The organism is Candidatus Erwinia haradaeae, from assembly GCF_900698965.1.
In the GTDB taxonomy this organism is placed as follows: Bacteria; Pseudomonadota; Gammaproteobacteria; order Enterobacterales; family Enterobacteriaceae; genus Erwinia_E; species Erwinia_E haradaeae_A.
On the sequence record NZ_LR217725.1, the window covers coordinates 582954 to 605680 of the forward strand.

Here is a 22727-nt window from a genome sequence, read left to right on the forward strand (position 1 = left end):
TATTAAAGGACCTATCTAGCGTATTAGCGCATTTTATTATATAAAGAACTATATTTTTTATGATAAATATTGAATATGATCTACATATAATAATAGTATACTACAATAGAGTATGTGCTAAATTTATTAGCATTAGTAACTATATGTATCAGCGTCAGACTTATAATAGATAACATTTATTATAATAAATAATATTATCACTATAATATCACTACTGAAATATTCATTTTTTATCCATATTAATAATATATTCATATTTAATGAAATCAGAATAGAAAAAGTAGAATTATTTTGTTATTTATTTTTATCGTATAATGTATATATACAACGACATACTAATACATATAGCTGAATATTAGCTCTGAATATATAGGCTATAGAAAGATATCTTGCTTATGGGATAATTTTTTGATGCATTTAATATATATTCAAAATATATAACACCACAATAATAATATATGACCCTTTTTAAAATTTATTTTTAATATTATATACGTTTATATTTTAATAAAAATTTAGGTACTTTTAATCAATCGTTTTTATCTTATTATAAGAGATAAAGGAATTTTTTAATAAAAATCTATGTTTTGACTTCTTTTAGAAATAATTAATTCAATTTAAATTAACATGTGTGATTTAACATGATCATAAAACTCAATACTTGTGAGATGTGATTTTTACAATTCTTAACAAGAAGAACTTATTAAATCAGTAATTAAATAAAATTTTTATGAGATTATGACAATAATAAACAATCAATTATCTATCCACTAGTTATCAATTTAATATTAAAATTTAGGCATATCCATAATTTTTACTATTTCTGACCGAGTGAGTAATGATAGTAATTTCATTACTATAGAGAATATGTGATTGATCACATTTTGAGATATAATAAGTTAAATTTTTCATTTTTATCACTATTTTACCAAAAAGATTCATTCTGCGCTTATAATGTAGGGATCTGGATACCCTAGTAACATGATAATTTTAGTCTCTAACGTTTCCATTTTCTCTGCTGTGTATTGACAGGAATGATTATAACCCAATAGATGCAGACTCCCATGAATGGTCATATGCGCCCAATGCGCTTCAAGTAATTTTTTCTGTACGCATGCCTCTAACTCAATAATTTGACGACACATCACTAAATCACCTAATAAAGGTAGTTTTACATAAGAAGGCACTGTGGAGGGGAAAGAAAGAATATTAGTAGGTTGTTTTTTTTTACAAAATATCCAGTTTAATGTACAGATCTCCTGCTCATCTACGAGACGAATAGTAATCTCTTTTGTTTGGTTGTACTCTGGTAGAGCTGCTGACACCCATCGTAAAAAATCAGATTCTTGAGGTAAACCCTGCAGAATACTACAGGCGATCTGCAGATCTAGAATAATAGAATTCATAACTTTTCCTCACAATATATTAATATACTTAATGCATGCAAAGTTATTATTATATTAATGCTCTTATCTGAAAAAAAAGTTATTTTATGCATAATGCTGGCAGCACCCTCATATTATCCATTTTTTTGCATTGTTATCGTACTAGTAATGGGATTATGATTTTATATACGCATCGATTATGCATTAACCTTCAATGAGAGTCTTCGTATGAGGATTGTGTTAACAATTATCATCAGAAATATGCATAATATCAGATGGTGAGATAAAATCACTAAAAACAGGATTAACAATGATCTTAATCTTATTAATTGAATGGTATAAGTTGATATTTGTAGTAACTTAAGATTCGCACAGTACGAATATTTGTTTCTAACAAAAGAATCATGATTCATCTAGCAGTTACAAGCTTTTTTCAGTTACAAGATTTTTTCTGGTAATTATAATTTTAGATAAATCTACTAAATATATTATATGTATTAATTTAAAAAGTGCTTTCGATAATATATCAAGGATATATAGTTATTATATATAGCATATAGCGGTCGTTATGAGATTAAACAACTATTACTCAATACCATTGATCACAATATACTATATGCGATGAACACCTGCTATTAGCATAGCTAATATTCATAGCATAGAAAAAATTCTATTTAGCGTAAAAATTAGTAAAACACTCTTGATACGGTTATCTTAGTAAAGATAAAATATTTTATTAAACATGTAATATTGATTATTTCTAATTAATACGGTCATAAAAATAATATTTATTATTACCAGAATAATCATTGGGCATGCTATCTACACGTTTTAATTATAATAATAATACTCTATAACTAGTTAGTTATTACTAGTTAGTTTGAATTTGCATATGCTTGCTTTGTTAAAGAAGTTAATAACTAAAAGAAGTTAATAATTAGTTATATGTGAATTTTGTCAATGTTAATTTATTAGAATTCGTTATCATTGTCTTATAAGACATATTTATACAAATATGTTTATAAAAAAATATCTATAATATTATAGAAATAATAGATTAATAATAGAAAAATTTATTAAATATTTATAGAAGTTTATAATTTCTGTCCATAATGCGCCAAAGCTAGATATATAATGATATCATTATGTAAGAAATCTTTTCTGAGAAAATTATCTCCGAAAAGAGTGATTATTTAGTATACTTTACTGTATAAGTGCTGCAGTCAAACCAAAAACTTACTGAATCTTAAGATCTGATTTGTCTTTTAAATTTTTCTTTACTTTTTACTAATACCCTGCGTTATTATTTCCTATAATTACGATAATTTATCTATTAATGCATCATAAATAGATATGTAATCAAGACATTAATATCCATTGGTGTCTTGAATCAGTTATTAACAGTACTTTTTTGCATTTAAAGATTTTGTATATTTTTACATTGCCCTGTGTTCTCTTGCCATGGAGAGACTATCTGATGAATACAGTCCATATGATCTAAGTATTACTTGCTGAGTATATATAGTAAAAGACAATATTTAATTTTTAAAGCCCTAAAAGAAATGTTATATTAAAAGTATAATTTTACTATTTAGTATCAATTTATATATAGCTCAAAATTGTAGTCTAACTTGAGTGTTAGATCCCTTTATGATTTACATCAGTTATTGACACCAGTAAATAAAATTTAATTATTTTCTTCCTAATAATCAAAAGATAAGTAATATTGGAGATTATGTCACGCATATGAGATCTCCAATCTTTGTATTAACTAGATTCTTAAGAAAGCGCCTAATGTTACGGATTAATATAAAAAATCCGAAAATCATGATTATTGTGGCTTTTTTCTGTACAATATAATATACATATTTCATATGTAATGAAAATTACATTTAATCATCATTAATATAACCACTGATATCTAACATTATTAGATTCGAACATAGTTTTTACCGAAAAGTTTTTTCAGATTTAAAAAATTACTAGCAAAATACTCAACTTGTTGCCAGTTAGTATACTCTATTAATGGTTTACTGCTATCAGTTTCGCCCTGTGTCATGTGCATGATTATTTTGATCATTAAACGGTTGAAGCAGCTGTAACTAGGATAACGCAATGCGCCAGCAAATACTGCACAGCAATCAGGTTTCCACAACGATCGCAACAAGAATTTACGAGTATACGGATTGGTTTCTGGTGTGCATTGTTCTGGTTTACGTGCAACAAGGTTTACGGAAAAAAAGCCACTTATAGCCTGATTTAATGCATTGTAATTTTTGTTTATAAATCGTTCTAGTAATGGGTGAAAATTACCATAGTAAATCGACGCACCAATCAGGACCCGATCATATTGCAAGAAATTAATATCACTAATATTTTCTATGTTTTGAGTGCAGCACTCAACCTTCTCTTGTAAAACTCGAGAAATATAATAAGCGATCTTTTTAGTTTGACCATAACGACTAGAAAATAAGATCAGGGTTTGCATTTTTTTTGATTTGACTGTTCCTAGATTTTGACTGTTCCTAGATGTTAACACAAATTGCTTAAATTGTATTTTAAGAATATAATTAGTTAAAATCAAGATTAGATGCTCCATACGTATCAAAGAATTTTCTAATCTTGAGTAGTATGAGCAATATAAAAGGCAATATTATTATTGCATTGTTCTCTATCATAGGTGTGTTACGATGAAAACATACCTAGTTCTATGTACAAATACAATGAATGGTATATGTAAGATCTAGTTAGGGCTGATCTTTATCCATTAACATCCTAAATTTATTGCGTATTATCTTAATATCTTCATTCAACACAAATAATTATATATTATAGTTACAATAATTATATATCATAGTTACAATGATATGTAACAATAGTGCTGATTAATTTTAAAACTAATTGTTCCTCCATGTGTGTTACACTAAACATATGATGTTATAAAATGATGTTATAAAAAATATATTACAAAAATATATTATTGAAAATAGTTATTTTGCGATATCATGTTGAATAAATTACCAAAACTCATCATTTATCTTCTTTCTTGATGTTACTTAATCTTACTATAATATCTTTTATTAAGTATCCATCAATCATTAGAAGTTACATTTTTATTATGTACATGCATTATAACATCTGTTGATGATTCTACCAGAGTCATAGGTTATTTTATAATGCATGGATGTTTTATAGTATTGTACGATGCAGCGATCTTTAGTGACAAAATTACACTATATCATGTTTTAAAAGCATCTATAACAACATTAACAGTTGATTCTTTTGTAGTTTTATAATTAAATTAATCTCATATTATGAGCTATTGAGATGATATTTTATCACCTGTACGATACACATCGGTGATTACTGGGGAGAATGATCATTTTCATTTATAGGATTCAGATAATCATCTGTTTCAGAAAACTTATTAAAAACTTTAAAATACTGTATAATTTTCAACTTGATTATCTTTAGTATCATTCTGATATTATTAGGGATTTCAAATACAGATAAATCTTAATATTTTAATACTTGCGTTATGTTATCTCAAAAAAGTAAGATAGAGTAATGAGTAATAGAGTAATGAGTAATTAAGGAAGGCCAGATACAATGATTTATATTTCGCAACAAGGAGAGCTATGCTGCAGCTAGCACTTAATGCCATTACGCCCGGAGCATGGGCGGGCGACAAAAAAGATGCGATTCGTCAAGTTTCTGTTGCTTTAGCTGCAGCCGGTAACGTTAGCGGTGACTACTTAGAGGCAATGCTAGAACGTGAAAAACAAACTTCTACTTACTTAGGTAACGGAATAGCTATTCCGCATGGAACGATTAATTCTCGCCATTTGGTGCTAAAAACTGGCATACAAGTATTTCAGTTTCCAGATGGAGTAGATTGGGGAGATCAGCAGATTGCGTATGTAGTCATTGGTATCGCCGCTAAATCTGATGAACACCTTGAGTTACTACGACAGATAACCCATGCATTACATGATGAAAGTCTGACTAGCAAACTCAAAAACACTCATTCAGCTACAACTTTACGCAGTATCTTAATTGGAGAGCAACATTCTCAATCATTTATCTTGGATGCTGCGCTCATTGCTACTGACGTAGAAAGCAATAACTTGATCACTTTACAAGCAATAAATGCAGGTTTACTTAAGCAAGCTGGTTTAGTAGACAGTTTTTTTGTGGCACAGATTGTGTCAAATCCACCTCTTAATCTTGGACAAGGCATATGGCTTAATGAAAGTTCTCATGGAAATGTAACAAATGGTATTGCAATCAGTCGTGCGATGCGTCCGTTCCATGTGCAAGGCGAAAAAGTTTCACTATTAATCACTGTGTCTATAATTGATGAGAAACCATTAGTAGTTCTTAATTGTTTGAGTCATTTACTAATAAAAAACGAGTGTGATCAGCTACTGCACGGAGATCCCCATTGTATTGTTGAATTATTAACCAATAAAACTTTAGATTCTCAAGAGTTAGCGGTAACAGAGGAGTTTATAATCCATAATCAACATGGGCTACATGCACGTCCCGGTGCTGTATTGGTTAATTTAATTAAAGGATTTAACTGTAAAGTCAGTGTTATTAATCTTGATGGTAATGGACAGCCTGCTAATGGTAGAAGTTTAATGAAGATGGTCTCGCTTGGTGTCAAAAAGGGTCATCGTTTACGATTTATTGCCAGAGGTCAAGAAGCGCAAAAAATGATATTCGCAGTTAGAGAAGCGATTGCCAATGGTTTAGGTGAAAATAAAAATGAGTAAACGCGTAGCTACTGTTACTTTTAATCCGGCCTACGATTTAGAGGGGCACGTCTCACATCTTGAGCGTGGAGAGTTAAACTTAATTAACACAATCAGTGTACATGCAGCCGGTAAAGGAATTAATGTAGCTAAGATACTCAGAGATCTTAATATCGATGTAACAGTGTTTGGTTTTTTGGGAAAAAAAAATAAGGACGACTTTCTTCGCCTTTTTAAAAAAAAAGGCATTATTAATCAATTTCACCTTGTGGACGGATACACTCGTACAAATATCAAGCTAACGGAAGATGATGGAGAGCTGACAGAAATTAATTGCTCCGGATTTAAAGTCACCGCGCAAGCATGGGAGAGTTTCTTAATTAAGTTTCGTACTATCTTTAACCAGTTTGATGCACTTTGCATTAGTGGTAGTCTACCACCTGGTATTGATCTCTCTGCCTTTATATATTGGATGAAACAAGCTCGCAGATATTGTCCATGTATAATATTTGATAGTAGCCACGAGACGTTTATTGCAGGGCTCAGTGCAAAGCCTGATCTTATAAAACCTAATCGCCGCGAGTTAGAAATTTTTATAGGACATCCTTTACCGACTCAAGAAGACGTGATTAATGCCGCCCACATCCTGCGTGGAAAAGGTGTCCAGCATGTAGTGATCTCAATGGGTCGTGAAGGGGCGATATTGGTTAATTCTAATGGAGTATGGATATCGAAACCGCCATTTTGTGATGTCATTAGTACTGTAGGAGCAGGAGATGCTATGGTTGGTGGGCTAATTTATGGACTGCTTATGCACAAATCCAGTGAATATACTCTGCGTTTTGCTACTGCTGTTTCTGCACTGGCCGTTAACCAAAGCAGTGTTGGTATCACTGACTACACACAATTATCTACGATGATGAAGCGTGTTGATCTGTATCCTTATACAACACTATCCTCTGGAGATATATAATGAAAACCCTACTAATCATTGACTCCTCGTTAGGACGAGCCGCACAGCATATAGCTAAACAAATTACTATGGAAGCGGCACATGCAATTGGTGTCACGTTAACTAAAAATATCGAAGAGGCACATCTAATATTTGCTTTAGGTAATACACAACCAGTGGATAATAGGTTTATTGGTAAGTCTTTGTATCTGATAGATATCAAGCATTTCATGCGCTCTCCAAAGAAATGTTTAGCACAAGCCCTAACAGATGCTAAACCATATAGTATACCAACCGCTAAAGCAAATTCTTTGATAGATTTGAAAAGTACATTCAAGAGGGTGCTAGCAATAACTGCATGCCCTACAGGCGTCGCGCATACTTTTATGGCTGCTGAAGCACTTAGTGTTGAGGCTAAAAAGCGAGGATGGTGGATTAAAGTAGAAACACGGGGCTCAATAGGCAGACAAAATATCATTACTACTGATGAAATCGCGTTAGCAGATTTCATAATTGTTGCAACCGATATTGAAGTTGATTTGATCAAATTTTCTGGTAAAAGAATTTACAGAACCTCAACTTGCTTAGCACTGAAAAATACAAAACAGGAACTAGATAATGCTGTCACTCAAGCTATCCCATACCATCCGCTAATTAATCATAAAGGGGAAAAACAAAAAAAGAATCAAGAGAAGATTGGATTTTATCGTCATTTAATGACTGGTATTTCCTATATGTTACCTATGGTTGTTGCTGGAGGTCTCATTACTGCTTTTTCTTTTGCAGTGGGTAATGCAATATGCGATCATTCAGCTTTTTTTGTTACAGCGCTCACACAGATCGGAAGTGGTGCTGCTCTTATGCTCATAATACCAATTTTAGCAGGATTTATTGCTTTTTCTATTTCTGATCGACCCGGGTTAACGCCAGGTTTTATTGGGGGAATGCTAGCAACTAACATAAACTCAGGTTTTATTGGTGGTATCATTGCCGGTTTTATTGCTGGTTATATGGTTAAATACCTCAACTCTTACATCCATATACCGAGCAGCATGGAATCATTGAAGCCACTCTTAATCCTTCCTGTGATTTCTAGTTTATTAACCGGTCTTATAATGATATATATAATTGGAAAACCAGTTGCCGGGATAATGCTTGGTCTCACTAGTGTCTTAGGGAATCTTGGCACCGCTAATGCTATACTTTTAGGAGGCATTTTAGGTGGCATGATGTGTATTGATATGGGTGGACCACTAAATAAAGTAGCATATGCTTTTGGAATAGGTCTTCTTAGTTCAAAAACCTATGCACCAATGGCAGCCATTATGGCGGCTGGTATGGTACCCCCACTGTCAATGGGAATAGCAACACTGATTGTTCGTAACAAGTTTACTAAAAAACAAAGAATATTAGGTAAAACAGCCTTAGTACTAGGTATGTGTTTCATATCTGAAGGTGCTATTCCATTTGCTGCTCGAGATCCTGTACGTGTACTGTCTTGTTGTGTAATCGGTGGTGCAGTAACAGGTGCTATTTCTATGGCCATTGGTGTTCAATTAATGGTTCCACACGGTGGGTTGTTTGTGCTTCTGATGCCGGGGGTGGTTACTCCAGTAATTGGTTATCTTTCAGCGATTGTTATAGGTACTCTATTAGCAGGTATATCTTACGCACAGGTAAAATCTCCAGAGAAAGAGATTTCTGAATTTTAATTACGTTAAAAATATTCATGATATTTTTAGAACAGATGTCCATTTCAGAATCGATTAGTCTCTATCTCTATCTCTAATCTCTATCTCTATCTCTATCTTGCTCAGATTTTAGCCAAGCGATTTCTTCTTTCCAGTAATTTTGGTTTACAGTTTCTAGGATCATTGGAATACGATTAAATCGTTTGCCCTTCATGATCCAACTAAATACTGTGCGCCCTATAGTGCCCATACCTAGATTATGGTGACGATCTACTCGACTATGAAACTGACTTTTAGAATCATTAAGATGCAATCCACGTAAATACTGAAATCCTATGATCCTATCAAACTCAGAAAATGTTTTAATGCAGGACTCTTCAGTGCGTAGCTCATAACCACTAGCAAAAGCATGGCAGGTGTCTATACATACACCAATACGAGATTTATCTTCTACTGCATTAATAATAGCAGATAAATGTTCAAATAAAAACCCCATGGTACTTCCTTGTCCTGCGGTATTTTCTAGAATAATAGTAACTCCTTTAGTTTTACTAAGAGTAAGATTAATTGATTCAGCAATGCGTTGCAGGCATTGGTTTTCTGTTATCATTTTTAAATGATTACCTGGGTGTATATTTAGTAATGTTAAACGTAATTGCTGACATCGAAAAACTTCATCTAGAAAAGCAATGCGAGATTTTTCTAATCCATCTGATCTGGGGTGACCTAGGTTAATTAGATAGCTACCATGCGGAAGAATTTGTGCCGATTGATATTGATATTTCGCACATGCGTGATGAAAGGCATAAATGCCTTGAGAAGTAAGGGGAGGTGCGCACCACTGGCGTTGATTTTTAGTAAAAAAAGCAAACGCCGTTGCTTGTAATGCTGCAGCACGTTCTACCGCGCGCTCTAAACCGCCAGCTATGCTAACATGGGCGCCAATATATTTCATTGTGCTCATCCTAATAGGTTGATAAATGATTTAAATACCACTAACTCTCTTTGCTAATGTTGTGAAAATTGCAATACGTATAAAAACTCTCATAGAGCCACACCATATGGATGATGGTCATTAATCATTATTAGATGTATTCATCTATATATCACTGAATTCGAGAGATACAGATAGGATCTATTTATAGAGATACAAGAAACATCTCATATCATATAATTAAAATTTTCATTTTAATTATATGAATAATTTTACATATCTCATAATAGAGGATTATATTAGATGCCGTCTATTCACGATAGAGATCACATGATCTTTCTTATATATTCAAACATCCTATTCCTTATATGTTTAATATTCGTATAATAATCTGCTATGTATACACCAGCCTGCATACACTAAAGCGTGATAAACATTAACGTGATCTAAACTCGTAGTATATCTATTGCATTAGCTTAACCTGTGTACTATTAGGAGAAATCCAATAGCCGTAATTTCGAAGTGTTCAATATTAAGACATCAGAGAATTATAGCTATACATGATATATGTCAACTATGGCCCCCTAAATCTCTGTATTATCAGATCCTTGTTCTAAATATTTAGATACAGATGACATGAAATAATTTTTTAAATTTTTAATAGATAATTTTAATAGATCATTACGAACCTGTTAATTGCAGTGTGCGTTATCTCACTATATATTCTATATAATTCCTATTACACTTCCGATAGGTTCGTATTTTCACGTATTCACGATGCGGCGCAATGTCACTCACGCTCAAGAAGTATATGCAATTAATTGCTTTAAGCAGTAATGATGATACAGCTCACTAATCTTAAGAGATATATATCTTATATTATTTGTTATTTAGCTGAAATATTATCTTTTTTGCTTTATCTAGGTAAGCACGTCGTTCTATTCCTGTTAATCCTTCCATGCGGGGCAATCTAGCAGTAAGAGGGTTTACAGCTTGGTTGTTGACCCAGATCTCAAAATGAACATGTGGCCCCGTAGAGCGTCCAGTATTACCGGAAAGTGCAATATGTTCACCACGCTTTACTTTCTGTCCTGCCTTTACTAGCAGGGTTTTTAAATGCATATAGCGCGTCATATATTGATGACCATGCCGTATAGCTACATATTTTCCAGCTGTACTGCTAAATTTAGATACAATTACCTCACCATCCCCTATTGCCAATACAGGGGTTCCGATAGGAACTGCAAAATCAACACCTTTATGTGGTATAATTTTACCAGTTATTGGATTAGGTCGCCTAAGATTAAACGGAGATGAAACGCGATACTTATTCACGGTAGGAAATCGCATAAAACCACTGGTTAATCCAGACCCAGTACGGTCATAATACTTACCATTAGCAGCCCGAATGGCATAATAATCCTTACCAGTATTATGCACTCTTACCCCTAATAGTTCACTTTTCTGTTTCTTACCATTTAACATTGCATACATCGTCAATATCTCAAAACGATCGCCATCACGAAGCTTGCGAAAATCTACTTGCCATTGTAGAGATTTAATGACTGATTGGATTTCTCTACTATTTAATCCCACTAATTTGGCGCTATTGATAAAGCTAGCACTGACTACTACTGTTGTAATTTTTCGCCGAAACGAACCAGTTTTAAGTGACAAAGATAGTTTAAAGCCTTTTTGAATGCGCTCATAACATCTGATTTCACCTTGAGAAAGCTCCCATGTTAAATGTTGCAGTTGATGCTTATCATTTATCTTCCATGATAGTTTTTGACCAATGCGTAAATTATTCAACCTTGTATCACATTTTACTAATTGAATAATATCTAACAACTCTACATCATACTGGCTGATTATGCTGCTAAGTGTATCACCACGAGTAACGATATAATCATGGATACTAGCTTCATTGGAGATAGCATTGTCCATTTCATCTTTAGGTAAATCATCTTCAATAGCTGGGCTTTCTTCGTCAAGAGGCTCGCTATCTTTTGGAAGAGCAGCGCTGGTCTGATTATTTTTAGAGTGAGCATAGTCAACTGACAGACTAGCGCTATTGGCATAGCCAATATAGGATTTTACACTAAAACTAGAAACAATGAATGGCACCACCGTAAATGCGCTTAATATAATAGGGTGAAGACAAGATAAACCATAAAACGCTAAACTTATAGCGTTGAGTTTTTTCTGCACATACACTCCCTTAATTTAATCCCCCTGTAAACAGCTACTATACTGATTAGATAACTTTATAAGAAATTTGACGTAGCTATCTTTACTTATCGGTATGTCTGTGCCAAGAGGGTCCAGTGTGCCAAAACGAACATTAGTTCCTCTAGAGATCGCTTTTACTACGGTTGGTTTGAATTGTGGTTCAGTAAAGACGCATTTCGCTTTTTTTGAAAACAATTGCCTCTGTATTTGATGTAAACGCTGAGCACCTGGTTGAACCTCTGGATTAACAGTGAAATAACCAGCAGGGATTAGGCTATAATATTTTTCAAAATAGGTGTAAGCATCATGAAAAACAAAATAGCCCTGACCTTTTAATGGCCCAAGCTGTTGATTAATTATTTTATTCATTGTTACGATGGAGTCTTTAAAATACTGCAAATTCGTATTTAGTTGATCTTGATTTTCGGGCATGTGCCCTAATAATTTAAAATAAATAGCAGTAGCTATCTGAATTGCAACCTCGGGTGACATCCATAGGTGCATGTTATATTTATTGCGATAATGTTCATACTGATGATGTGCACAATGCCCTCTATCTTGGATTTTTTGAGACTTATTGCTATCTCTAGATTCCTTGTGTAATTCATTACGTATCAGCAATGACTGTACCCCAGGTAACTTATGTATTTCGATAGTATTTTGTATCGGTAATTCGTTTAAAGGTTTCTTCATAAACGATTCCATATCAGGACCAACCCAAATTACTAAGTCTGCCTCTCTAAGATTTTTGATATCTGATGGACGTAGTGCATAATTATGCACAGAGACACCTTCTGGCAAAAGAATCTTCACCCGAGTGATACCGTCAGCAATAGATGCAGCAATAAAACCTAATGGTTTTATTGAGGCGATAATTGTAGCTTTAGTTGAGAATGACAGAAATACTATAAATATAGCCAAAACCAGAATGGAAATTTTTCGCAAGTTTTTATGTAAGACCATAATTCATTCCATATTAACAGGCTACGCATCATATGCCAATATGTCCAATATTACATTAATTATAATGAATATATCTACCTTAATATCGATTAAAGAAGTTACAGTAAAACTTGGTCAGTGCTTGGCACTAACTAATATATCACTAAATCTAGAATCAGGACGCATACTAACGTTAGTAGGCCCAAATGGAGCTGGCAAATCAACATTGGTCCGCATAGTTCTTGGATTGATCCGCCCTACTTTTGGTTCTGTATATCGTCTTTCGAAATTATCTATTGGTTACGTTCCTCAAAAAATGTTACTAGATGTTACGCTACCTTTAAGTGTAGGTCGATTTATGCGACTGCGACCAAATGTAAAATATATAGATATTATACCTGCTTTAAGGCGTGTTCAGGCAGAACATCTCATAGCATTCCCTCTACAGAAATTATCCGGAGGCGAAATGCAGAGAGTATTGCTCGCACGAGCATTGTTAAGTCAGCCGAAACTACTAGTTCTCGATGAACCAACTCAAGGTGTGGATATCAATAGCCAAATTGCACTTTATGATCTGATCGACCAACTGAGGCATGACTTCAATTGTGGTGTTTTAATGGTTTCACATGACTTACATTTTGTTATGGCTAAAACTGACGAAGTGTTATGTCTAAATCGTCATATCTGTTGTTCTGGTACTGCTGAATCTGTATCACAACATCCAGAATTTATTTCAATGTTTGGTCCTGTTCGGGCGAAAAAACTAGCCTTTTATCGACACAAGAATGATAAGAATAATCATGATCTTTAATAACATATCCCGATACATAAGAGAGTTACCAGTTAATGATTGAACTATTGCTTCCAGGCTGGTTGACCGGAGTATTATTAGCATTCATAGCTGGTCCATTAGGTTCATTTATTATCTGGCGACGGATGTCCTATTTTGGTGATACTCTAGCACATACCTCATTACTTGGTATTGCACTTGGATTATTCCTTGATATTAATCCTTGTTATACAGTGATTATTGTAACACTTTTTTTATCAATAATATTAGTTTGGCTTGAGCGTTATCCACATTTAGGACTGGATACTCTGCTAGGAATTTTAGCGCATAGCACCTTATCATTGGGGTTGGTTTTGGTTAGTTTAATGTCCAATGTTCGCATTGACTTAATTGCATACCTATTTGGTGATCTTCTGTCCGTCATGCCTAATGATCTATGGGTTATTACAATAGGAGTCATACTAGTATTATTAGTGCTTATCTTAAATTGGCGAAAATTTCTTTCTTTAACAGTGCATCCAGAGCTAGCGCAGGTTGACGGAATTAATATTCAAAGTACTAAAATGATTTTAATGATCATTACAGCACTTACAATTGGAATATCTATGAAGTTTGTTGGTGCATTGATTATCACTTCATTGCTAATCATGCCAGCAGCTATTGCGCGTCGATTCGCACAATCCCCAGAAGAAATGGCCTTATTTGCCGTCTTGATTGGTGCACTAGCAGTAACATCTGGACTTGGCTTCTCTGCGTTTTATGATACTCCAGCAGGACCTTCCGTAGTATTAGTGTTAACGTTTTTATTTATTTTAAGCATTATTAAAAAACCAGGTATATAAAATAGAATTACGAGAAATATTTCTTGTATTAATAACATACTTTTTGTAGAAACTACGAATAATTTTATTAAGAACTACGGAAGATATGTACCAAATTTTTATTTTATAATGATAATTATACTGGTATTCAGGCAAAACACTTAAATTTCGTATAAAAATATTCCATAATCTCTTGTTAGACAGATTAGGTGTGTCATATTATAGATCGGGTATTTTGATTTATTATCTGATAACAATACTAGAAGTTTGGTGCGCCTTATTATATGAATCTCATCTAATCTAATTAAGCAAAACTTTTGTTTAATTCCAAGGAAACCACTGTATATGTTCAGACAAGTGAAAGAATTGACGTATGCCATATAGACCTAACGTAATTGTTAATTTAAAATGACACTAATTTGTAAAAATCTGGAGTATTTTGGCTATTTTAGCGCCTGACGGGTAGACCTGACGGGTAGATTAGATAACTCTATAATTAGAGTCGAGAACCTTATTTACTGTATGGAGATAAAAACTTTATAGAGATCAAAATGACAGTTAGGCTAAATCTTGCTACGCTTGTACCTGTATATCAAAATAAGTATGCTTATCTTTAATGTCTTTAATGAATTTTTTTGAATACCCTGAGTGTGTCTCAATACAATTTTATTGTACTATATGCTTCTGATCAGTGGCAGAATTCATCTAATTATCCATCACCCAACCTAATTACCTGTCACTGTGTAATAGTTACAGTAATCAGTTAGCAAGATTTAAGTTATAAAGATTTTATCTTTGAAACATTTAAAGATGCATATGTATGTGTACACTTAAATACACGCAGCTGTATTGATACGTTGAGCTATATGCTACAAAACATAATCTAAAATATTTTTTAACAATATCATGGGCTTTGTGTTAAACAATTAAGCAATCACCTACATAACTAATATGATTCATAGCTAAACCCTATGTTCTTTTAAAACTGAACTAGACCCTATTATTGTTACAGGAATAAGCGATCTGCTCATTAGATACTCAAGAATCTCTACAAGCATACACCAAATATATATTGTATATATATAAACATTGATAACATTAGATACATTATCACTATCACTTAAGTTTCAGCCTACAGCTAAAAAATATCTATCATTCTGTCATGTTATAACGGTTAAGATTATGTTTTATATCGAATAGAAAGATCATTTCAAACTAAAACCATTTAGTATTTGTAGTCGCAGTCTAAAAAGATGTTACCTTTTTAGACTGATATCACTTGCATATTGTAAATCTATAACTTAAAATTATTAAAATTATTAAAATTATTAAAATTATTAAAAATTTTTCTGTTTTATAAAATTCAGTATATCTATAATTGAGAGCATAGGTAAATGTATTCCTGTTCTGGTATAATATATACTCTATAGCTTAACTCTATACTCAGCTCTATACTCAAGGTAGATTGTGATACTATCAGGTAGATTTAATTTTTTTGATTATTGAAAAGAAAAGTATAAGACTGTTTTTTCGCATTCAGATAGGTACGGACGTGTACTATATTAATCTTAATAGTATAATAACAAAATATACAGAATTGAGCAACACAACTATTTTCTTGTGAATGATGTAATGAGCAACTGAAGATATAAGTACCAACTGAGTGAAATACATTAGAGAGTGTATATGTTTACCTAGTGCATTTACCTAGATAGGCGATACTAAAATAGTATATATAGTATATATAGCTAAGAATATATAACTAAAATATTTTATTTTAAATAGTCAATCAGTGTGATGTAATTACTAACATGCATGGAAATAAAGATGTTATTCTTGTGCTTTTGCTGCAGAACTTTATCTAACCTTATTGTCTAAAGATTATATGTATTCAAATAACATGAGAGTCTGCAGATACGAATTTAGTCTGTATGCTGATAACATATGTATTTTAAACCGATAAATACATGCATAAAATTAGTAACAATACTATCAATTTTTAGCCACACATAGAAATACTGAGGATACTGCATGCATATATCTCTAAATGAGTCATCACCTCAGCGTTTACCTGTGTAAAGCAATATTAAGAATAACAACGCACAATAACACTATTCAGTACACTCCATCCCTAATACCTTAACCCCCTCATAATTTATGCTATGAATACATAATATAGTTTAATAAGTCTACAACATGTCTCTTTACGACGCTCCAAGCATTGATGCACTATAAAACTGAAGTGATCTATTTCATAACGGGTCTAAAATGATTTTTCTAGCAATTTAGATTAGTAGTTAACCAATTATATACGCGTCCTTCTAAAAAAAGAAAATACAAGAAGAGTGACTATAGCACTCAGACTAAAGATTTATTAGAGATACCGAACTTTATTATAATCAACTGAGTGCATACACAAGTTAATTACATCATTACTATCAGACATTACTGTAAGCAGATATAACATAATTACATGTATTTAGAAGATAATAGTTTTTAGTAAAGGCTGTTCAGTAAAGGCAAAGTGTGCGGGATGAAAAGAGTAAAATATATATATAATCAGAGATTGAAAAAAATAGGACAACAGAGTAGTTTTTCTTATTGGCGCTTTACTTTGTTATGTAGTTTTATTTTCTTTGGGACGATTGGGTTACTCTTTCGTTTAGCTTGGTTGCAATTGATCTATCCTGAGCGATTAGTACATGAAGGTGATATGCGCTCACTACGTATACAAGTCATTCCGACATCACGCGGCATGATTACAGATCGCAAGGGTCGTCCTTTAGCAGTTAGTATACCTGTTTATGCTATTTTAGCGGATCCTAAAGAACTACAGAGGCAGGGTGGTATTATTTTAGACGACCACTGGAAAGCGTTAGCCAATGTATTGTCAATTTCAATAAATAAGCTCAAAGAACGGATAAACGCTAATCCATCAAGCCGATTTGTTTATCTAGCACGTCAGGTGGACCCAGAAATTAGTGAATACATTCAACGACTAAAGTTACCAGGAATTTTTCTACGTAATGAGTCACGTCGCTATTATCCTTCTGGAGAAGTTACTTCACATTTAATTGGCGTTACTAATATTGATGGAGAAGGTATTGAAGGCATTGAGAAAAGCTTTAATAAATGGCTTACAGGACAACCTGGTTCACGGATAGTTCGTCAAGACCGTCTTGGTCAGGTTATTGAAGATATTCCCTTAGTAGATTGTCAAGAATCCAGTAACCTTACTTTAAGTATTGATGTAGGTCTGCAAACACAAGTGTATCATGAGCTACATAAAGCGGTATCTTTTCATAGAGCTGAATCCGGTACAGCAGTTCTTCTGGATATTCATACCGGGGAAGTTCTAGCAATGGTAAATAGCCCATCCTATAATCCAAATAACTTAAATGGAGTCAGTCAAGATGTCATGCGTAATCGTGCAATTACTGACATGTTTGAACCAGGATCAACAGTCAAACCCATGGTGGTTTTAAGCGCACTTCAGAGCAGAGTGGCAAGTGAGCATAGTATATTAAACACTGAGCCTTTGCGAATTAATGGGCATACAGTTCGCGATGTAACATTATATCATGAACTGACACTCACTGGAGTCTTACAAAAATCATCTAATGTTGGTGTTACTCGTCTGGCATTGTCTATGCCATCACATGTATTAGTGGATACTTACTCGAGCTTTGGATTAGGAAAAACAACTAGCCTGGGGTTAATTGGAGAAAGTAGAGGGTTCTGTCCTCAAAAAAAACGCTGGTCTAATATAGAAAGGGCTGCGTTTTCTTTTGGTTATGGTCTTATGGTAACGCCATTACAATTGGCGCGAGTCTATGCAACATTCGGAAGTTATGGTATTTATCGTCCATTATCCATTATGAAAGTTTCCACTCCAATAGAAGGTAAGAGAATCTTCCCTGATCAAACAGTACGCACTGTACTACACATGATGGAGAGCGTCTCTCTTCCAGGTGGTTGTGGTATTAAAGCTGCCGTAAAAGATTATCGTGTTGCTATTAAAACAGGTACTGTGAAAAAAGTAGGTAAAAATGGCAAATTTATTAACCGATATATTGCTTATACTGCTGGAGTGGCGCCTGCTAGTAATCCTCGTTTTGCACTAGTTGTTGTGGTTAATGATCCACAATCTGGACAATATTACGGCGGTGCTGTCTCGGCTCCTGTTTTTAGTAGCATTATGACCGAAGTTCTTCATACGATGAAAGTACAACCTGATGCAGTATCTAACTTTAGTGTACAAAAATTAAATAATCTAGAAAAAATGAGAAGCGAATAGTGTTATATCGTAATCTAAAAACCTTGTTAGCACCATGGGTGCCTGATGTACCACATTGTCTTTTACGGGAAATGACTCTAGATAGTCGTAAAGTGGTGTCAGGAGATCTTTTTGTAGCCATTAACGGACATATAGCAGACGGACGTGGTTTTATTGCAGAAGCTATTTCTCAAGGCGCATCAGCAGTTATTGCCGAAGCTAAAGGTCATGCCAATCATGGAGAGATTCAATATGTTCTAGGTATTCCAGTTGTGTACCTAGAGAATCTCTCTCAGAGTCTCTCAAAAATTGCAGGATGCTTTTATCAGAATCCAGGTACACAGTTGAAGCTAATTGGTGTAACTGGCACTAATGGTAAAACTACTGTTACACATCTGTTAGCACAATGGGTGCAACTACTGGGTGATGTTAGCGCTATCATGGGCACACTGGGTAATGGTTTATATGGGCGCTTAGCTCTAACAAACAATACAACTGATTCTGCAATAAAAGTACAAAATACTTTATACTCACTGGTAAAGCAGGGTGTACATTTAGTAAGTATGGAAATTTCCTCACACGCTCTAGCTCAAGATCGCGTAGCAGACTTACCTTTCTCAGCAGCGGTTTTTACTAATCTCAGCCGTGATCACCTTGATTATCATCGAGATATGAATTGCTATGAACATAGCAAATGGCAGTTATTTTCTAAATATCAAATAAAACAATTAATCATTAATGCTGACGATATAATAGGTCAAAGATGGCTTAAAAAACTACCCAATGCAGTGTATGTTACTGCAGATTATACTAATTACTGTCACTTGCATCAACGATGGTTAAGAGCTAAAAAAGTTACTTATGGTAATAGCGGTACCAGTATAACTTTTAGCTCCAGTTGGGGATCTGGATACATAGAAACAGATTTAATAGGCTCTTTTAATGTTAGTAATCTTTTGCTGAGTTTAGCAACTCTATTATCGTTAGAATACCCCTTAGAAGTCTTGATGCGTACCGCAAGACAGCTACACCCTGTAACTGGTCGTATGGAGATCTTTCGATTCATTGAAAAACCTACAGTAGTCATAGATTATGCACATACACCTTGTGCATTAGAAAAGGCATTAATAGAAACACGCCGATATTGTAAAAAGGGTAGATTATGGTGTATTTTTGGCTGTGGTGGTGATCGTGATCTAGGTAAGCGCCCTATTATGGGGAGAATCGCTGAACATCTTGCTGATTTTGTAGTTATTACTAACGATAATCCTCGTAATGAAGATCCTAGAATGATTATTAATGATATATTAAGTGGGTTTCTCTATCCAGAAACTGCCGATGTGATAATTGATCGGGTTCAGGCAGTGACTTATGCAATAGAACAGGCACAAATAGATGATGCTGTGCTTATTGCTGGTAAAGGTAGTGAAAAGTATCAAACTTTCGGAAAAGATAATGTTAGTTATTCTGATCAAAAGATAGCTTTAGCTCTCTTAAGGCAGCCGAAATGATTCCAATAACCTTACAAAGGGTAGCAGATATTACTGGTGGGGTCCTGTATGGTGCTGATACTACTATATCTAGTATCAGCACCGATACACGTCAAATGCGAACAGGTAGCTTTTTTATAGCCTTAAAGGGGAAGCATTACGATGCTCATGATTTTATTCAGTCTGCTATAGACGCAGGATGCGCTGGTCTTTTGATTAGTAAATCTTTACATTTTAAAATTCCATGCGTGGTAGTTAAGAATACGCGTATTGCGCTAGGTGATCTAGCAGCATGGGTACGTCAACAGTCTAATGCTAGAGTTGTAGCAATTACAGGATCTGCAGGAAAAACATCCGTTAAAGACATGACTGCTGCTATTTTACGTCACTGTGGTGAGACATTATTTACTTCTGGTACTCTTAATAATGATATTGGAGTACCAATTACACTCTTAGCTTTGCATCTAAGGCATCGGTACGTTGTTCTAGAGCTCGGGGCCAGCCATGTAGGGGAGATTGCCTATACCGTTCAGTTAACACAGCCAGAAAGCGTACTTATTAATAATCTTTCACCTGCCCATTTAGAAGGCTTTGGTTCTTTATCGGGTATTGCTAAAGCTAAGGGAGAGATTTTAGATCACTTACCATTACACGGTACTGCTATTATCAATAACGATAGTCATGATTTAGCAAATTGGAAACATGTTCTTAAAGATAGAACCATCTGGCGATTTTCAATTCATAAGATAAACAAGAGTGATTTTTATGCATCTGATATTGCTTATAGCAAATCCGGTGCTGTATTTAATTTACATTCTCCTAAAGGCTCTATAGGAATAGCGCTACCGTTGCATGGGGAGCATCAAATTGCCAATGCACTGGCTGCAAGCGCATTAGCGCTCTCTGTTGGCGCACCACTCAATGCGATAGCAATGGGCTTATATCATATAAAAGCAATACCCGGGCGACTATTTCCGATATATTTTTCCAAATATAAGCTATTAATAGATGATAGCTATAACGCTAATATGGGCTCTATGATCGCTGCTATAAAAGTCCTATCAGAAAGACCAGGTTATCGCGTCATGATTGTTGGGGATATGGCAGAAATGGGGAACGATGCAATTCTATATCATACTCAGATAGGTCGATTAATTCATGGTGCAGGTATTAATAAAGTATTAAGCATAGGATCATTAGGAATGCTCATCGCGCGTGAAAGCACTGTAGGTGAATGCTTTAAAGAGCATTTATCACTAGGAAAAAGAGCATATGAATTATTAACACAGCATCAACCTATTACTTTATTAGTAAAAGGCTCACGCAGTTCATCTATGGACAAAATAGTTAACATTTTACAGGAGAAAGGTGTATGTTAGTCCTGCTAGAAGAACATTTAGTTATGTTGTATTCTGGTTTTAGCGCTTTCTCTGATTTAATTGTTCGCGCTATTTGTAGTTTTTTTACTTCTCTTGTAGTGTCTTGGTGGATAGGCCCGTATGTGATTGCTTATCTTAAAAGGCTATCATATGGCCAAGTTGTGCGAATGGATGGCCCAAGAACCCATTTTAGTAAAAGCGGCACACCAACAATGGGTGGTATCATAATCCTCGTAGCGATTATCCTGTCAGTATTTATTTGGGCTAATCCATGTAACATATATGTTTGGTTTGTAATGTTTACTCTAGTAAGTTATGGTATTGTCGGCTGCGTAGATGATTATAAAAAAATAGTACATAACGATACAATAGGATTGCCAGCGCGCTGGAAATACACCTGGCAATCAGCTATTGCTCTATTAGTTGCTATCGCAATGTACATAATAGGTAAAGAAACATACACCACTTTTCTAGTGTTGCCTTTTGTTCAAAGCATGGTACCACAATTAGGTTTGTTCTATCTTTTAATGACGTACTTTGTCATTGTCGGCACTAGTAATGCTGTTAACATCACTGATGGGCTGGATGGTTTAGCAATTGTTCCTGCTGTATTTACCGCTATAGGATTAGCCCTAGTAGCTTTTGCAACAGGCAATGAAAAATATGCTGCATATCTACATGTTCCTTATTTAGAGAACGCGAGCGAATTAGTTATCATCTGCACCGCAATGTGCGGAGCTGGCTTAGGTTTTTTATGGTTTAATACCTATCCCGCTCGAATATTTATGGGTGATATTGGCTCTCTCGCTTTAGGTTCAGCACTTGGTGTTATAGCTATATTATTACGCCAGGAGTTTCTTCTTCTTATCATGGGTGGAGTGTTTTTTATAGAAACAGTATCGGTAATTTTGCAGGTTGGATACTTTAAATGGCGCGGTCAGCGTATTTTTTGCATGGCTCCAATACATCACCATTATGAGTTAAATGGTTACCCAGAACCTCGCATTATTGTTCGATGTTGGATTATCTCACTTGTTCTTCTCCTGATTAGTTTACTTACCCTAAAGATGCGATGAGC

At 34.2% G+C, this 22727-nt stretch carries 14 protein-coding genes; 9 read left to right on the forward strand and 5 right to left on the reverse strand.

Translation table 11 applies throughout. From position 1 onward, the window contains the following. Positions 1 to 938: 938 nt before the first annotated feature. Together ybeY and hemG are read right to left on the reverse strand one after the other, a co-directional pair. Positions 939 to 1406, reverse strand: a complete 468-nt coding sequence (gene ybeY / locus CIPSTX3056_RS01870) for an rRNA maturation RNase YbeY (protein WP_072666266.1) — start codon at positions 1404 to 1406, stop codon at positions 939 to 941. 1909 nt (positions 1407 to 3315) lie between these two features. Further along, entirely contained in the window at positions 3316 to 3873 is a 558-nt protein-coding gene (gene hemG, locus CIPSTX3056_RS01875; RefSeq protein WP_072666522.1) for a menaquinone-dependent protoporphyrinogen IX dehydrogenase, read from the reverse strand. Between the two features lie 1150 nt (positions 3874 to 5023). On the opposite strand from hemG, the gene fruB reads away from it, so the two are divergent. Genes fruB through fruA form a run of 3 tightly spaced genes read left to right on the forward strand, consistent with a single transcriptional unit; the run spans position 5024 to position 8806 of the window. Beyond that, on the forward strand, positions 5024 to 6163 hold the full coding sequence (fruB, locus tag CIPSTX3056_RS01880) for a fused PTS fructose transporter subunit IIA/HPr protein (protein WP_072666267.1): 1140 nt from the start codon (positions 5024 to 5026) through the stop codon (positions 6161 to 6163). Continuing rightward, positions 6156 to 7115, forward strand: a complete 960-nt coding sequence (gene fruK, locus CIPSTX3056_RS01885; protein WP_072666268.1) for a 1-phosphofructokinase — start codon at positions 6156 to 6158, stop codon at positions 7113 to 7115. Before fruB ends, fruK begins: the two co-directional genes overlap by 8 nt. Then, complete coding sequence (gene fruA, locus CIPSTX3056_RS01890) at positions 7115 to 8806, forward strand: PTS fructose transporter subunit IIBC (RefSeq protein WP_072666269.1); 1692 nt, start codon at positions 7115 to 7117, stop codon at positions 8804 to 8806. The genes fruK and fruA overlap by 1 nt, the downstream gene beginning before the upstream one ends. A 73-nt stretch (positions 8807 to 8879) precedes the next feature. Here fruA and nfo read toward each other — a convergent pair whose 3' ends face one another. From nfo to znuA, 3 genes are all read right to left on the reverse strand, one after another. Further along, entirely contained in the window at positions 8880 to 9740 is an 861-nt protein-coding gene (gene nfo, locus CIPSTX3056_RS01895; protein WP_072666270.1) for a deoxyribonuclease IV, read from the reverse strand. 858 nt (positions 9741 to 10598) lie between these two features. After that, a complete protein-coding gene (gene mepM, locus CIPSTX3056_RS01900) occupies positions 10599 to 11930 on the reverse strand; it encodes a murein DD-endopeptidase MepM (RefSeq protein ID WP_072666271.1) in 1332 nt (443 codons plus the stop codon). A 15-nt stretch (positions 11931 to 11945) separates the two neighbouring features. Then, complete coding sequence (gene znuA / locus CIPSTX3056_RS01905; RefSeq protein WP_072666272.1) at positions 11946 to 12914, reverse strand: zinc ABC transporter substrate-binding protein ZnuA; 969 nt, start codon at positions 12912 to 12914, stop codon at positions 11946 to 11948. Positions 12915 to 12984: 70 nt separating this feature from the next. Here znuA and znuC point away from each other — a divergent pair, with 70 nt between their 5' ends. From znuC to mraY, 6 genes are all read left to right on the forward strand, one after another. Next, positions 12985 to 13704, forward strand: a complete 720-nt coding sequence (gene znuC / locus CIPSTX3056_RS01910; RefSeq protein ID WP_072666523.1) for a zinc ABC transporter ATP-binding protein ZnuC — start codon at positions 12985 to 12987, stop codon at positions 13702 to 13704. Between the two features lie 35 nt (positions 13705 to 13739). Next, positions 13740 to 14525 carry a zinc ABC transporter permease subunit ZnuB gene (znuB, locus tag CIPSTX3056_RS01915; RefSeq protein WP_072666273.1) on the forward strand — a complete coding sequence of 262 codons (786 nt, stop codon included), beginning with the start codon at positions 13740 to 13742 and terminating at the stop codon, positions 14523 to 14525. Positions 14526 to 17037: 2512 nt separating this feature from the next. Then, a complete protein-coding gene (gene ftsI, locus CIPSTX3056_RS01920) occupies positions 17038 to 18801 on the forward strand; it encodes a peptidoglycan glycosyltransferase FtsI (protein WP_072666274.1) in 1764 nt (587 codons plus the stop codon). After that, positions 18801 to 20291: a UDP-N-acetylmuramoyl-L-alanyl-D-glutamate--2,6-diaminopimelate ligase gene (murE, locus tag CIPSTX3056_RS01925; protein WP_072666275.1), complete on the forward strand. Its 1491-nt coding sequence runs from the start codon at positions 18801 to 18803 to the stop codon at positions 20289 to 20291. Before ftsI ends, murE begins: the two co-directional genes overlap by 1 nt. Beyond that, entirely contained in the window at positions 20288 to 21649 is a 1362-nt protein-coding gene (gene murF, locus CIPSTX3056_RS01930) for a UDP-N-acetylmuramoyl-tripeptide--D-alanyl-D-alanine ligase (protein ID WP_072666276.1), read from the forward strand. The genes murE and murF overlap by 4 nt, the downstream gene beginning before the upstream one ends. Beyond that, complete coding sequence (gene mraY, locus CIPSTX3056_RS01935) at positions 21643 to 22725, forward strand: phospho-N-acetylmuramoyl-pentapeptide-transferase (protein ID WP_072666277.1); 1083 nt, start codon at positions 21643 to 21645, stop codon at positions 22723 to 22725. Before murF ends, mraY begins: the two co-directional genes overlap by 7 nt. The last annotated feature ends 2 nt before the right edge of the window (positions 22726 to 22727 follow it).